Genomic DNA, 14,555 nt, shown 5'->3' with positions numbered 1-14,555 from the left:
TTTCCTCATGGGAATAGACTGTAACCCATTTCATGAAAGCCCTTACAATTTACCCTACTTAAACGTACCGAAATGTCGCTTTGTCCTCAATAGAATTTTTTATCCCAATGCTATAATTTTTTGTTCGCAGTTCCGGAAGCTCCATCATTCGTGTTCATTCGACACCAGCGGCAATCCGGCAGGTCAATTGCGAGGTGCTAAAGCCTGCTAGTAGAGGACCAATAGCATCAATCGCCAATGATCAAATCACCAATCATCATTGACCAATGACAAATAGGCTTAGCCTTGACTTTTCAGTCAAAGCATAAGCCTTATCTGCATCATTCGGAGCCCCGTCCGTTCAGCCTGCGGCCCCAAGTCAACGATCCGCCTCCGCAAGAATGGCCTCCGCGACCAACTGGCCGGACAAGCTCACCATCGGCGTCCCTCCGCCGGGATGCGTCGTGCCGCCGACGAACCACAGCCCATTGATATCGCTCTTGTTGGAGGGTCTGGCGAAGGTCTGATGCACGCCGTTGGAGGAGATCCCGTAGATCGCGCCGCGATGAGCCGAAGTGTCGCGTTGCAGCTGGTCTGGCGTATAGACGGCAAGCTGCTCGACCTGCTCCGTCAAGCCGGCCAACCCGCGCTGCTCGAGCAGCTGCAGCACATGCCGCTGATAATTCGCCCCCCGTTCCTCCCAGTCCCACGTCGAGGAGAGATAAGGCGCGTTCACGAGGATGAACAGGTTGCTATGCCCTTGCGGCGCCATGCCTGCTTCAGCGTAACCGGTATGGCACAGATAGATGGCCGGATCCTGCGGAGCTTGTTTGCGCTGAAAAATATCATAGAATTCCCGACCGTAATGTTTCGGGAAGAAGACGGTGTGATGGCCGAGCATGTCATAACGCTGCTTAACGCCAGCGAGCAGGACGAATCCGGACAGCGACGGCTCATAGCGATCGATCCGTTCCTGGGTCATGCCTCTCCGGTGCGATGGGGCAAGGAGCGTCTGATGAACGGTCAGGACGTCTCCGTTGGCCACCACGAGATCCGCCGGATAATACGCCTGGCTGCTCTCCACGCCATGTACCTGATTCCCCCGCACGACAATCCGCTCAGCCTTCGTATTCGTCACGATGTTCACGCCAAGCTCGCGCGCAAGCCGCTCGTACGCCTGGACAATCGCATACGTCCCGCCTTGGACGCCATAGACACCTAACATCGTCTCCACATGGGCAAGCATAGTGAAGATCGCAGGCGCTTGGGCAGGATCCGAGCCGACGTAAGTGGCATACCGGCCGAACAGGGCATGCGTATTCGGATGCTGAAAATATTTCATTAGCCGCTGCTGAAGCGTCGTCAACGGACGGATGCGGAACAACGAGGTCACAAGGCCGACATTGAACATATCCCGCGCGGAAATAAGCAGCCGGTTCATAAAATGCGCATCCGCCAGTTCGTAGAGAAGCTTCGCTTCCTTCAAGAACGGGCGCAAGTTCCTTGCATCGGCTGCGCTATAGCTAGCGATCTGCTGCTCCATGCGGGCGATATCCAAGCTTACGTCCACGCGGCTGCCATCGGCAAAATAATTGCGCGTTCCCGATTCGACCGGATAAAATCTCGCATAATCCTCAAACCGCCGGCCGACCGACCTGAACAGCCCTTCGAACGCATGCTTCATCGTAATCGTGCTCGGCCCGCGGTCGAAAGTATAAGCGCCCAGCTTTACGCGCTGCAGCTTCCCGCCCACGGCCGGCTGCTGCTCGAGCAGCGTCACCGCATAACCGCCATGGGCCAATCGGATGGCCGTGGCCAAGCCGCCCAATCCTCCGCCTATAACGACTGCCTGCTTCAATGAACCTTCCTCCCTTTCCATACATATCCTCGTTTGCTGGCCGCCCCCCGCCAGGATGCCCATGCAATCGCGGACAGCAGCACGACGCCGGGCGCCAGCAGCGCCGCATACCAGAACGGTTGTCCGTGCTTGCGGTCGACCGCAAGCTTAATCGCGATGCCGAGCAGCCAGCTCGCCGCGGCCGGTATCCAAGCAGCCTCAAGCACCATGCCCTTCCCAGCTCCGGGCCACACCTTCAGCAGCGGAAGAAGCAGCGTCAAAGCCGGCGGCAATACGAATAGCACAGTATATAGCAGGCAGACCGCAAGCAGCAGCCACCATTTGCGCCCGACGCCCGCGTAGATGTTCTTCTTGAATCCGTTCCATACGCCGGCTGCATCGCGATACATCCGCATGGAGACATGGCGCTCCAGATCGGCGAGCGTAACCGGATAACCGCTGCGCTTCATCTCCCTGGCCAGCGCCATGTCGTCCACGAGATGGTCCGGATGGGCGGCATGCCCGCCGCACGCGAGGTAACTGTCCCGATGAACCAGCATAAAGGCGCCGTGGGCCGCGACGAAATCGGGATTGCGCGAATGCCGCACGAGCCGGATCGGCAGATGAAGCGCGATCGTCACCTGCATGAGCGGAACGATCAGCCGCTCCAGCCATGTTCTTGTTACCTGGTGCGGAAAACCGGTGACGAGCCCGCTGCCTTGTTGGAGCGCCGTATCCATCGCACGGGCCAGCGCGCCGGGCGCAAGCCTGGCGTCGGCATCCAGGAACAGCCACCATTTGCCGCGCGCCGCCTCGGACAGCTGATGGCACGCGAACGCCTTGCCGATCCAGCCGTCAGGCGGGGTCTTGCCTGTCAGCACGCGCAGTCTAGGGTCATGCCCGTACAGGCCGCGCGCGATCCGGCCCGTTCCATCCGTCGATCGGTCGTCGAGCACAATGACCTCCAGCCAGGGAGACGTCTCCTGGAGGACGGAGGCCAGGCAATCGCCGATATGATAGGCTTCATCTCGCGCGGGGATAAGTACCGATAGCCGCGCACCAGCCGAATAAGCCTCCGGCGCCATGCCGCCGTCATTCCCTGCAGGCGCCAGCCAGCGGCTGCCATGCCCGGTTCCGCCCAGCTTGGGCAGACTGCTCAGATTGAAGACCGTGAACATCAGCTGCAGCGCCAATCCCGCGGTCAGGAGCCAGAGAATCTGCTCCATGCCGTAACCCTCCTTTTCCATGAACGGTACCATTCGCTGATGGAGCTCCCTTGCCGCAATACGGGAACGAAGCCGTTCAGTTTGCCGTCCGGGGCCGCAATGGCAAGCTCGCGATGCCGGTCCAGCTGGCTCTGCAGGCCGGCTTGCAAGAAGGCGATCGCTTCATCCCTGCCGTACTTGCGCCAATCAACCGTCACCGGTTCGCCGAACCAGATGGACGCATCCGCCCGTTGATGCAGGCAGTTCGAGTAGTAAGCCGTGACCGGAATGACCACCGTATCCGGCAATCGCTCCAGCAGATGGCACACGCCGCGCTGGAATCGCAGCGGCCGAAGCTCCGCATGCTGAATCTCGCCTTGCGGGAATACCCATACCCGACCGCCCGCCCGGAGCAGGCGCTGCGCATAGGACAGCGTCCTTGCGATGTCCTTCGGGCTGTACCGATTGACGGAGAACGCGCCGAGCCTCCGGAAGAAGGCAAAATCCTTCAACTGCGCTTCATCCATCATCATGTAATGCTCGCCCGCCGCATATGCGCTGAGGACATGGAACGCCAGCAGTCCATCCCACCAAGAGCTGTGATTCATCAAGTAGAGAACGGGCTTGCCTTCGAATAAAGGGTCGGGCGTTCCTTTCATGCTGTACGAATGAAAATGCCGCCTGAGCAAGAAACGCTCGTTGTAGCGAGCGAATAGTCGGCTAAACCAGACGTTTCTGCGGGCCGGCAGCATAGCGGATGAACGCTCCTTCCATGAGGAGGGCGCCGCAGGCGGCAATGGCGAGCGGCATCACGTAACCCTCCCGTAATCCAAGCAAGCCGAACATGAGCACCAATGCTTGCAGCAGCCGGCCTGCCTCCTTGCGCACCGGAGCAGGTACCGGCCTGATCGGATAGAGGAAGGAAGCCAGCGCCGCGATTACGAACCAACTGATGAAATTCTGGGCCGGCACGCCATAATAGCCAAGCGACGGATCGCCCTCCCATAACCAGAAGCCTCGCGCATAAGCGACCGGGTCCAGCACCAGATCCAGGATGAGCGCGATGCCGCCGACAAGCCCGGCTCGCAGCCATTTGCTGCCGACAGCCACCACCATGACTGCGCAAGCAATAATGCCGACCCAAGCCAGCGCAATGGCAACCGGAACGCCGGCCACCGATAATCCGAGAATAGTCGAGTATTGATAGGCGCCGAACGGATAACCGGTTGCGACGCCAATGCTTTCCAAGCCGAAGGTCACTAAGGCGACAAGGCCCGCCCGAACCCCGCTTACCTTAGCAGGCTCTCCGAGCTTCCGTTCGATCGATAACGCATAACAGGTGAATAAGACCAGGAACAAGCCATTGGAGAACGACAACCACTCCGGTACGCCGAACGTCAACATGAGCGCAAGCCCGCACGCATACCAGAAGACGAACAACCGGCGAAGCATTACGACACCGCTCCCGATTCCCGCAGTTCCGCCGCAATCCGATGCTTGCCGCGAAGCTCCGTCAACAGCTTCAGCTTCGTATAAGGGCTGACCACGGCGCGCTTGGTGAACACCTGGTACCGGTTGCGCTTCACTTCGCCCAGGATCGCGCCGTAATAGCTTGCGGCCAGCTCAATCGCGAAGGCGCTCGATTCCGGATACGTATGCAGCTCCTTCAGTCCTTCTCCGAACCATAGGGAAGCCAATCTTCCCAGCTCATCGATAACCGCACGGAACGGCGCATCGAGCTTCATCGCCTCGTAAGCTTCGATGGCGTAGCCGTGCTTCTCCAACAGCTCGAGCGGCACATAACGGCGGCCACGGCCCAAGTCCTCGCCGATATCGCGCACGATATTCACGATCTGCATCGCTTTGCCCAGCTGAATGCCTGCGCGTACCACATCCTCGTCCGACGCGTCATGGAGCACCGGCAGCAGCATCTCGCCGACCGTTCCCGCAACGAGATAGCAATAGGACTCCAATTCCTCTAACGTCGAATACTGGGTCATGACCAAATCCCGTCGCTGCCCCTGCATCTGCAGATAGAACGGTTCCTTCGTCACCGGGAAGTTCGCGAACAACCAGCGCAGCGCAGGCCAGATATAATGCCCCTCCACCTGATCGAGCGCGTTCAAGTGCGCTTCCAGCTCCGCCAGCGTATAAGGCGACTGCTCCGGCTCATCGACGGAATCGTCGATCATCCGGCAGAACGCATAGATGACGTGCACCGCTTCGCGCTTCGGGCTGGGCAGATAGCGGAACGCATGATAGAAACTCGCCGAACCGCGCTTCATCGCCGCTTCGCATTCCAAGAAGCATTCCGTTAATTTCATCGTTGCATCTCCTTTGTCAGATGTTCGGCCAGCAGCTTGGCGCCTTGCATGACGATCGGAACGCCGCCGCCCGGATGCACGGACGCGCCTGCCGCATACAAGTTATCGATCGGGTAAGGCACGATTTGAGGTCGAAAAATCGCCGATTGCGTCAAGCTCGGCGCAATTCCGAAGCTGCCTCCTTCATACAGGCCGTCCTGCCTGGCATCGTCAGGCGTACGGACTTTCATCCACCGTACGGCTGCCCGAAGTCCCGGGAAGCCTCGCTTCTCCGCTTCGGCCAATACATGCTCGGCAAGCTTAGGCCCTGCTTCCTCCCAACTGCGGCCAGGCGAAGTCGGAACCGGCACGAGCATATACATGACGCTGTGTCCGGCAGGAGCGGCGCTCGGATCGATTGCGGAAGGATAGAAGCAATAGAAGGAAGGCTTCTCCGGTATGCGATCTTTCAGGAAGATCGCCTCAAGCGATTCGCCAAGCGAATCAGGCAGGAAAAATTGATGGACCGCGGCTTCCTCCCATTGCCGGTCCAAGCCCAGATAGATGAGCAGACAGCCGGATGACGGCCGATAGGTCTTCCTCCCGGCGATCTTCCGGTCCGGCAGCAAACCGGATATGTGCGGGAAGTCCCCGTTATAGATCACATGCCGGTGCTTCACGGTCTTGCCCTCCACCTGCACGCCTTTACAACTCCCCTGCTCGATAACGAGCTTCTCCACTTCGCAGCCCCGCTTGATCGTCACCCCGCTTCGCGCCAGCGCCTCCTCCAGAATCGGAATCAAGCTCGCATAGCCGCCCTCCACATACCAAATGCCGAAGGCATGCTCCGCATAGGGAATAAGCGAGTATAAGCTTGGCGTCTGGAAGGGAGCGCCGCCCACATAGAGCGTCTGCAGCGAGAACGCGTCGACGAGCCGGCTATCCTTGAAGTAACGCACGGCAAGCTCGCGTACGCTCTGATACGCCTTCATTCTGGCCAGCAGCCGGATATTGCGAAGCTTGTAGAAGTCCCGTTTGCGCAGGAACGGCCGATCCAGGAAGGCTTCCTTGGAAGCGGCATATTGCACCTTCATGTCGCGCAGATAGCGCTCGAATCCTTCCCTTTCATCCGGAAAAATGCGCCCCAGCTCCTCCAGCTGCTTGGCGGTATCGCTGTATTTGTGCAGCACGGCGCCGTCCGCGTAATGAATGCGGTAGAGCGGATCGCAAGCCCTCAGCGGAATGCAATCGCGCGGGATGCCCGCTTCCTCCAGAATGCTAAGCAGCAGCTCGGGCAAGAGCACGATCGTCGGTCCTTGGTCGATCCGATAACCGCCGCCTTCCTCGAACGCCAGCCGACCGCCTAGCCGAGTCGATCGCTCATAAATGGTCACATCGGCACCTTGCCGCCTCAAGAGCAGCGCAGCGGTCAAGCCGCCGACGCCTCCGCCTACAATCCCTACGTCCATATCAAATCTTCTCTCCTCGCAATAGGCTTCGCGTCGTGATCAGCCGGCTCATTCGGCGGCTGCGGTCCTGCTCCATCAAGAGGCGCGTCGAGATGCGGGCCGATTCGAAAATCGTTGGCAACCCGCTGCCCGGATGCGTGCCGCCCCCGACCAGCCAGCAGTTGCCGACATCCTCGAACCGGTTATGCGGGCGCAGCAGCATCATTTGGTCCAGCGTATGGGCAAGATTGAAGGTCGCGCCGCGGTAGACATCGTGATCCACCTGCCAATCCAACGGCGTGATCGTGCGCTCCACCTCGATATCTTGCCGAATGCCCGCAAGTTCCGGCAGCTGCTCCATCCGCGAAATCATCTGCTCGCGAACCGCCTCCGCTTGTTCCTGCCAATCGACCGAACCCGTCAGATTCGGGACCGGCATTAGCGCATACAGCGCCGACTTGCCCGCTGGCGCGAGCGTCGGATCGGAGATGCCCGGGTTGTGAATATAGATCGAAGCGTCCTTGGACAGCACCTTCGTCTGCATAATGTCGCGCACATTGGCGCGGTAATCTTCGGCGAACAACACGTTATGATGCGGCAAATCCACTGCGCGGTTCACGCCGAGATACAGCATGTAGGTCGAGCAGGAGTATTTCTTCCTCGCGACCTTAACCGGCTTGTGCCTGCTCAAGTCCCGTTCGTCGAACAGACCGTGCATCGCCGTCCCATAGTCGGCATTGACGATGACATGATCGGCCGCTACTTTCTCGCCGTTCTCGAGCAGCACGCCTACCGCTCTTCCCCCGCGCACGAGAACCTGCTTGACGCCCGTGGACAGCATCACCCGCCCGCCATATTCCCGAATGACCTGATGCATCGCTTCGCAGATGCGGTTCACGCCGCCGATCGGATGGTGCAGGCCGAACTTATGCTCGAGATAAGAGAGAATCGTGAACGTGCCCGGACATTCCCACGGCGACATGCCGAGGTACTTGGCCTGGAACGTAAAGGCGAACTTCAACCGCTCGTCGTCAAAATACCGGGACAACCGGTCGTATACGCTATCGATCGCGTTAAGCCTCGGAAGAGCCGCGAACAGTTCCCTCGACATATAGTCGCTCAGTTTGCCGAACGGTCGCTGCAGCAGCGGGGACACCCGGTCGAATTTCTTCCCTTCCTCCGCCATGAAACGTTGGAACCCTGCGCCATTGCCCGGGAAGTGCTGCTCGATCAACGCTTCCGTATGCTCCGGATTGGCCGAAGGCGAGAACTGCAGCTCGCCGAATTGCAGCCGATACAACGGATCGAGCGTGACGAGCTTCACGTAGTCATAGAGCGAACGCCCAACCGACTGGAACAGTTCCTCCAGGAGCGAAGGATACATAAGGAAGGTCGGGCCGCGGTCAAAAAGATAATCGCCAAGCTGTAGACGGGATGTGCGCCCCCCAATGTAAGTCTGCTTCTCATAGATGGTCACGTCATAGCCTTGGCCGGCAAGCAGCATCCCGGCAGCCAGCCCTCCCGGACCGGCGCCTATAATCGCAATGTTCCTGTTGCTCACCTGTTTGCCCCTTTCATCATGCGTTATTGCATATCCAATAACCTTATATCTACTAAAGGGTAGATTTTTTAGACAAAAAAAAGGGTTCCGCCATGCGGCTCATGTTGAATGCCCGCACAAATTCTTCCTAGCATTGAAACGTTAAAGATTATTGTTGTATAATTTATGTATAGCTTTTCTTAGAAAATTATACAAAATCAATATCATTAAGGCAAGGTATTTGTTCCCGCTCTCTTCGCGGTGCGGATTATGTATAATAGATTCGAGGTGAACGTACATGTACAGCATCAAGAAGGCGGCGGAGCTGGTCGATCTCCCTGTGGTCACCATCCGTGCCTGGGAGAATCGATACAAGATTATAGAACCCGTCCGCAGCGCCGGAGGGCATCGCATATATTCGGAGGCCGATATCGCCACATTGCTGTGGTTGAAGGAAGCCACGACCGAGAAGCACATGAAAATCGGCGAGGCCGTGGAACTGCTCAAGAACCGCATGAATGAGCGGCTCACTGTCCAGACCGCGGATTACTCGGCTTCGGCTTACGGCTATCACGAGCTGGCGGACAGTCTCTACGGCGAGCTGACCGAGTTCAATGCGCAGCGCTCGCACGAATTGATCGATCTTGCCTTCGCGATGCATGATTACGAAGAGGTGTTCCATCGGCTGCTGGCCCCTGTGCTGTATCGGATCGGCGAAGCCTGGGAGAACGGCGAGATCACGGTCGCCCAAGAACATTTTGCCTCCCAGCTGATCGAGCAGCGGTTCACCCAGATTATACGGATCCTGCCTACCCGTCCCGAGCTTCCACGCGTGCTGGCTTTCTGCCCGGAGGGCGAGCTGCATCATATGGGCCTCATCCTGTTCAGCCTGTTCCTGCGCAAAAAAGGGCTGGAGGTCATTTATCTGGGCGCGAATACACCCCTCGACGGACTGCTCCCGCTTATCGGCAAGAAGCAGATCGAAGCCGTCGCGATCTCGTTGACCGATTCGCGCCTCCTAACGGCCGTGAAGCAATGGATCGCCTCATGCCGCAGCGCCTTCCCGCATATGCTGTTCGTCCTTGGCGGACAAGGCACGAAGAAAGAAAGCGGCCAGCATCCGAACATCTTCCATCTGACCGGAGTCTTGTCCGATTGGGAGCAGTGGTGCCAGACCACGCTGCTGAAGAAGAGCAGGGTGCTGCCTAATTCATTGTGAGGCAAAGTTAACCGGCTAACGCAAGGAGAAGTACACAAAAAGGGCCTTCCCGTCCGCCATCACCCGATGACCAGGAAGACCCTCTATTCATCTGCTTGCCGCTTTCGGCAGCTTATCCGCGAATGACCCCGTAATCGAGATCGTTCTCCGGAATCTCATTCGCCTGACGCAACAGCACTTCGCATTTGCCGATCGCAAGTTCCACGAGCAGCTCCAGCTTGTCCTGGTCATCGAGGATGACCGGTACGAGAAAATAACGCCCTAGCCGTGCGAACTCGTGCTTGAACAGCTCCAGATTCCGCGAACCGTTCGCCGCCTGCATCCGCTGGAAGCGGCCGGCCATGACCAGCTGCGCGCCAGCCGCATCGTGCGCATGGAATCCGTTACGCTTCAGCTGCTCCTCGAGTTTGCCGTTGATATGAACCGTATAGCCTGGCGCCTCACCCGGAATTTCGCCCTCAATGATCGAGACGCGAATCTCTTCCCGGCTGTCCACCTGGCCGAACATGCCGCGCCATTCCCGGAAGATCTGCTCGGCGGCTTCCCGGTTCTTGAAGGCGAGCCCCAAGAGCGGCGGATTCGTGCCATCCGCGCCGAATACTACTGCCTTCCACTGCGCCTGATCCCACAATTGCGTATCGACGATGCTCGTGTCCATCATAATCCGCTCCACTCCACATCTTCCTTCCCGCTTCATTTAGTATTTGCGCGATTCCAATTCGCTGGCCGCCATCTCCTGGGTAAAAATATCCTCAGGCGGCACCATTCGCTTAGGCAGCATGCGGCCTGCCATAATCTCGCTGACCGCCTGCACCAGCTGCGGTCCGAGCAGCGGATTGCATTCCACGACCGCGTTGATCTTGCCTGCGACCATCTGCTCGAACGCTTTTCGCGTGCCGTCGACCGAGACGATAATGATATCTTCGCCCGGCTTCAGTCCGGCCTGCTCGATCGCCTTGAGCGCACCGATCGCCATGTCGTCGTTGTGCGCGAAGAGCACATCAGGCCATTGCTCCTTCGGTCCGCTCAAGAATTGGCTCATGACAACCTCGCCTTGCGTCGTGGTGAAGTCGGCCGGCATACTTTGCGCGATGACTAGATCGGTCTGGGAGGCGATCGTATCCCGGAATCCTCTTCCCCGGTCAATCGACGGCGTCGATCCGACGGTCCCCGCAAGTTCGGCAATTCGGACCGGCCCTTCGTGATTCCGCATCTTGTCGATGACGTATTTGGCCGCTTTGACGCCTTCCTCGTAGAAATCCGGACCGATCAGCGTCACGTACAGCGAGCTGTCGGTGACTTCTACCGCCCGGTCAAGCATGATGACGGGTATGCCCGCTTGTTTCACCTCCTGCAGAATGGCATCCCAGCCGGTCTGAATGACCGGCGCGATGACGATTACGTCGACCTGCTGGGCAACGAACGATCGGATGGCGGCGAACTGCCGCTTCTGCGATTGCTCCGCATTCTGAAGATGCAATTGGATGCCCGCTTCCTTCGCCGCTTCGACGATAGACGCCGTATTCGCCTCCCTCCACTTGCTCTCGGAGCCAAGCTGCGAGAATCCGACGACAATCGGATCCCCCGCATCCGGCACCACCGACTGCAGCGGTACCGGATGCACCTCGCTCGGCGCTTTTGTGGAATCGCTTACAATCGGAGCTGTAGGAGAAGCGCCGCCTGTACAGCCCTGCAGCAGCACGACCAACAGCATGAAACAATACCATCTCATATTCACAACCACAGATGTCAGCCCCCTGACAAACTTCATTTTGGCGTGAATTAAGTATAGATCATTTCGCGTCACTTCCCCATGTCTACGTTTGTTGAAATTTGGAGAAACGGCTTAAAATTTTCGACGCGCAAGTTCGTCCCCCGCCATCTCCTTCGTGAAAATGTCCTCCTGCGGCACCATCCGCTTGGGCAGCGTCCGCCCCGCCATAATTTCCTTCGCCGCCTGCATCAAGAGCGGCCCGAGCAGCGGATTGCACTCCACGACCGCGTTGATCTTGCCTTCGACCATCTGCTCGAACGCCTTGCGGGTACCGTCGATGGAGATGATGATCATATCCTCTCCAGGCTGCAGACCGGCTTCCTCGATCGCGCGTACGGCTCCGATCGCCATATCGTCATTGTGCGCGAACAGCACGGAAGGCTGCTCTTGCTTCGGGACTTCCAACAGCTTCTTCATGACCGCGTAGCCCTGATGCTCGGTGAAATCCGCCGGATCGCTCTGCGTAATCTTCAGATCCGGCCGCTCCTTAATGACGGATCGGAAACCCTCTCCCCGATCGATGGACGGGGTGGACCCCTTCGTCCCTTGCAGCTCCGCAATGCGAACCGGTCCCGGCTGGTTGCGCAGCTTATCGAGCAAATACTTGCCTGCCTTAACGCCCTCTTCGAAGAAGTCCGACCCGATGAAGGTGACATACAGCGCATTATCCTTTACATCGACGGCGCGGTCGATAATCACGACGGGAATGCCGGCTTGCTTCACCTCTTGCAAGATCGGCTCCCAGCCGGATTGTACGACAGGCGCGATGGCGATGATATCGACTTTCTGGCGGATGAATGAACGGATCGCCTCGAACTGTTTCTCCTGCGACTGTTCCGCGTTCTCCATGAGGAGCGTAATGCCCGCTTCCTCGGCGGCAGATTGGATGGAGGCGGTATTCGCCATGCGCCAGCTGCTCTCTGTGCCGAGCTGGGAGAACCCCAGCACAATCCGCGTTGGCGGCGGTCCGATCGTCCTGTACATTTCGCTCGTGATGCCGCGGATGGGATCGGCGGCTTGAGGGGCTGGCAATCGCTCCCCGCCTGCGCCGAAGCTGCAGCTCTGGAGCAGCAGCATAGTCAGCAGCGTCAGAAATAGGTGTACCGGCTTCAACATTGGACCTCCGATGGAATTAGGACTAGATTGGAACAACTGTAGAAACAGCTAGCGCCGTCAATGACGGCGCAGCATAACGTTTCATTTGCAGCTTGAACTCCTGAACGGTTCCTCACAAGCAGGCGCGTCAGGCCTTAATCGTCGTAGCCTTCCTTGCGCTGAGGACGCGTTGCAGTAGGATGAAGACGAACAGCAGCAGGCCAATGACGATTTTCGTCCACCACGAGCTTAACGTTCCTTCGAAGCTGATGATCGTCTGGATGACGCCTTGGATCAGGACGCCGAAGAACGTTCCTGCGATGAAGCCGACGCCGCCCGTGAGCAGCGTTCCGCCAATGACGACGGCCGCAATCGTATCCAGCTCCAGCCCGACCGCATGGAGGCCGTAACCAGACAGCATATAGAACGTGAACACGACGCCGGCGAGCGCGGAGCAGAAGCCGCTCAGCGTGTAGACCATGATTTTCGTCTGCGCAACCGGAAGCCCCATGAGGAGCGCGGATTGCTCGCTGCCGCCCAGCGCGTACACCGTACGGCCGAAGCGGGTGTAGTGTGCGATATAGATCGCAGCTGCGACGACGATTAGGGCGATGAGGACGCTGATCGAGATGAAGCTGTTGCCCGGCAGCGGGATCTTAGTCTGAGCGACCTTCGTGTAGAAGGCATTGTCGATCGTAATCGTGTTGATGCTGATGACGTAGCACAAGCCTCTAGCCAGGAACATCCCCGCAAGCGTGACGATGAACGGCTGAATCTTGAAGTAGTGGATAATCGCGCCCATGATGTAACCGAACACGGAACCCATCACGAGTACGAGCGGGATGACGACGACCGGCGGCCAGCCCAGGTTCTGCACGAGGCTCGCCGAGACCATCGTGGTCAGCGCGATGACCGACCCGACGGATAAGTCGATGCCTCCTGACAGAATTACGAAGGTCATGCCGACCGCCGTAATTATCAGGAACGAATTGTCGACCAGCAGATTCATGAGTACCTGTAGGGAGAAGAATCCGGTATAACGGAAGGAGCCGGCGATGAACATGAGTGCGAATAGTGCGAAAGTGACGAGTACGGGAACGTATTTGCGATTAAGAAGCACGGCGAACGACCTCCTTCTCTCCGGGATAATGCCGCGTCTTCCATCTGCGGACGAGCGACTGGCGGAATGCCTCCGATTGCACGAGGCAGACGGCAAGCACGACGAACGCCTTGACCACCAGCGTAATTTCCGGCGGTACGCCGATCATGTAGATCGTCGTTGTAAGCGTCTGGATGATGAGCGCGCCGATGACGGTGCCCATGAGGTAGAATCGGCCGCCGTTCAGCGACGTGCCGCCGATGACGACAGCCAGAATCGCATCGAGCTCATACCACAGTCCGGCATTATTGCCGTCGGCGCTCGATACGTTCGAGCTCAGCAAGAGGCCGGCAATGCCTGCGCACAAGCCGCAGAAGATGTAGACGGCCAGAATGACGACACTGGAGCGGACACCTGACAGTAAGCTCGCCTTCGGATTGCTGCCGACGGACTCGATGAACAGGCCAAGCGCCGTCCGGCGGGTTAAGAGCGAGGCAATAATGAGCATGAAGGCCACGACGAAGATGGAGAAAGGCAGCGTGGCGAGCGAGCCCGTGCCGATGTATTCATACGTGTCGCTGGATACGGTAATGATCTGGCCGCTGGTGACCAGCTGCGCGATACCCCGTCCGGCAACCATCAGGATGAGCGTTGCGATAATCGGCTGAATGCCTGCCCCGGTGACGAGGAAGCCGTTCCACAGGCCAAGCACGAGCGACAGACCGAGCGCAGCGGCAATGGCCGTCAGCACCAGGCTGAGCGAGCTTTGGTCGGCGCCTTTGCTGATCATCATGCACGCGACAGCGCCCGAGATCGCCACGATCGAACCGACGGACAGGTCGATGCCTTTGGTCGCGATTACGAGCGTCATGCCGATCGCGACCAGAATGAGCGGCGCGCCGAAGTTCAGAATGTCGATAAGGCTGCCGTACAGATGCCCCTCCCTCAGCACGATCTTGAAGAAGTCCGGCGAATAGATTAAGTTGAACAAGAGCAAGGCCGCAAGCATCGTGACGGGCCAGAACAAATGGTGTTTGAACAGCTGATTCTTCATCG

The 14,555-nt window shown here is 58.4% G+C and carries 13 protein-coding genes; 1 reads left to right on the top strand and 12 read right to left on the bottom strand.

The genetic code is table 11. The features are described 5' to 3' along the window. Positions 1-358 precede the first annotated feature (358 nt). Genes FHS18_RS24435 through FHS18_RS24405 form a run of 7 tightly spaced genes read right to left on the bottom strand, consistent with a single transcriptional unit; the run spans position 359 to position 8,333 of the window. The gene (locus tag FHS18_RS24435; RefSeq protein WP_183603008.1) at positions 359-1,837 is read right to left on the bottom strand and encodes a phytoene desaturase family protein; all 1,479 of its coding nucleotides are present in this window, start codon (positions 1,835-1,837) and stop codon (positions 359-361) included. Next, complete coding sequence (locus tag FHS18_RS24430) at positions 1,834-3,042, bottom strand: glycosyltransferase family 2 protein (protein ID WP_183603007.1); 1,209 nt, start codon at positions 3,040-3,042, stop codon at positions 1,834-1,836. Before FHS18_RS24430 ends, FHS18_RS24435 begins: the two co-directional genes overlap by 4 nt. Next, positions 3,018-3,773 carry a lysophospholipid acyltransferase family protein gene (locus tag FHS18_RS24425; RefSeq protein ID WP_183603006.1) on the bottom strand — a complete coding sequence of 252 codons (756 nt, stop codon included), beginning with the start codon at positions 3,771-3,773 and terminating at the stop codon, positions 3,018-3,020. The genes FHS18_RS24430 and FHS18_RS24425 overlap by 25 nt, the downstream gene beginning before the upstream one ends. Continuing rightward, positions 3,742-4,473, bottom strand: a complete 732-nt coding sequence (locus FHS18_RS24420) for a carotenoid biosynthesis protein (protein WP_183603005.1) — start codon at positions 4,471-4,473, stop codon at positions 3,742-3,744. The genes FHS18_RS24425 and FHS18_RS24420 overlap by 32 nt, the downstream gene beginning before the upstream one ends. Next, a complete protein-coding gene (locus FHS18_RS24415; RefSeq protein WP_183603004.1) occupies positions 4,473-5,345 on the bottom strand; it encodes a phytoene/squalene synthase family protein in 873 nt (290 codons plus the stop codon). The genes FHS18_RS24420 and FHS18_RS24415 overlap by 1 nt, the downstream gene beginning before the upstream one ends. Then, a complete protein-coding gene (locus tag FHS18_RS24410) occupies positions 5,342-6,793 on the bottom strand; it encodes a phytoene desaturase family protein (protein WP_183603003.1) in 1,452 nt (483 codons plus the stop codon). Before FHS18_RS24410 ends, FHS18_RS24415 begins: the two co-directional genes overlap by 4 nt. A 1-nt stretch (position 6,794) precedes the next feature. Continuing rightward, on the bottom strand, positions 6,795-8,333 hold the full coding sequence (locus FHS18_RS24405) for a phytoene desaturase family protein (protein WP_183603002.1): 1,539 nt from the start codon (positions 8,331-8,333) through the stop codon (positions 6,795-6,797). Positions 8,334-8,610: 277 nt separating this feature from the next. Between FHS18_RS24405 and FHS18_RS24400 the strand changes: the two genes are divergently transcribed. Next, a complete protein-coding gene (locus FHS18_RS24400) occupies positions 8,611-9,531 on the top strand; it encodes a MerR family transcriptional regulator (RefSeq protein WP_183603001.1) in 921 nt (306 codons plus the stop codon). Positions 9,532-9,643: 112 nt separating this feature from the next. Here the strand turns inward: FHS18_RS24400 and FHS18_RS24395 are convergent, their stop codons facing one another. The 5 genes from FHS18_RS24395 to FHS18_RS24375 form a co-directional block, all read right to left on the bottom strand. Continuing rightward, a complete protein-coding gene (locus tag FHS18_RS24395) occupies positions 9,644-10,204 on the bottom strand; it encodes a hypothetical protein (RefSeq protein ID WP_183603000.1) in 561 nt (186 codons plus the stop codon). A gap of 24 nt (positions 10,205-10,228) precedes the next feature. Continuing rightward, on the bottom strand, positions 10,229-11,275 hold the full coding sequence (locus FHS18_RS24390; RefSeq protein ID WP_343060662.1) for an ABC transporter substrate-binding protein: 1,047 nt from the start codon (positions 11,273-11,275) through the stop codon (positions 10,229-10,231). 102 nt (positions 11,276-11,377) lie between these two features. Further along, positions 11,378-12,421 carry an ABC transporter substrate-binding protein gene (locus tag FHS18_RS24385; protein ID WP_183602999.1) on the bottom strand — a complete coding sequence of 348 codons (1,044 nt, stop codon included), beginning with the start codon at positions 12,419-12,421 and terminating at the stop codon, positions 11,378-11,380. Positions 12,422-12,548: 127 nt separating this feature from the next. Beyond that, positions 12,549-13,520, bottom strand: a complete 972-nt coding sequence (gene yjfF / locus FHS18_RS24380) for a galactofuranose ABC transporter, permease protein YjfF (RefSeq protein ID WP_183602998.1) — start codon at positions 13,518-13,520, stop codon at positions 12,549-12,551. Further along, the gene (locus FHS18_RS24375) at positions 13,510-14,553 is read right to left on the bottom strand and encodes an ABC transporter permease (RefSeq protein WP_183602997.1); all 1,044 of its coding nucleotides are present in this window, start codon (positions 14,551-14,553) and stop codon (positions 13,510-13,512) included. Before FHS18_RS24375 ends, yjfF begins: the two co-directional genes overlap by 11 nt. Positions 14,554-14,555 lie beyond the last annotated feature (2 nt).

This window comes from Paenibacillus phyllosphaerae (assembly GCF_014192105.1).
Taxonomy (GTDB): Bacteria; Bacillota; Bacilli; order Paenibacillales; family Paenibacillaceae; genus Paenibacillus_Z; species Paenibacillus_Z phyllosphaerae.
The sequence above is the reverse complement of the archived record's forward strand: the minus strand, read 5'-3'. Positions and strand labels throughout refer to the sequence as shown.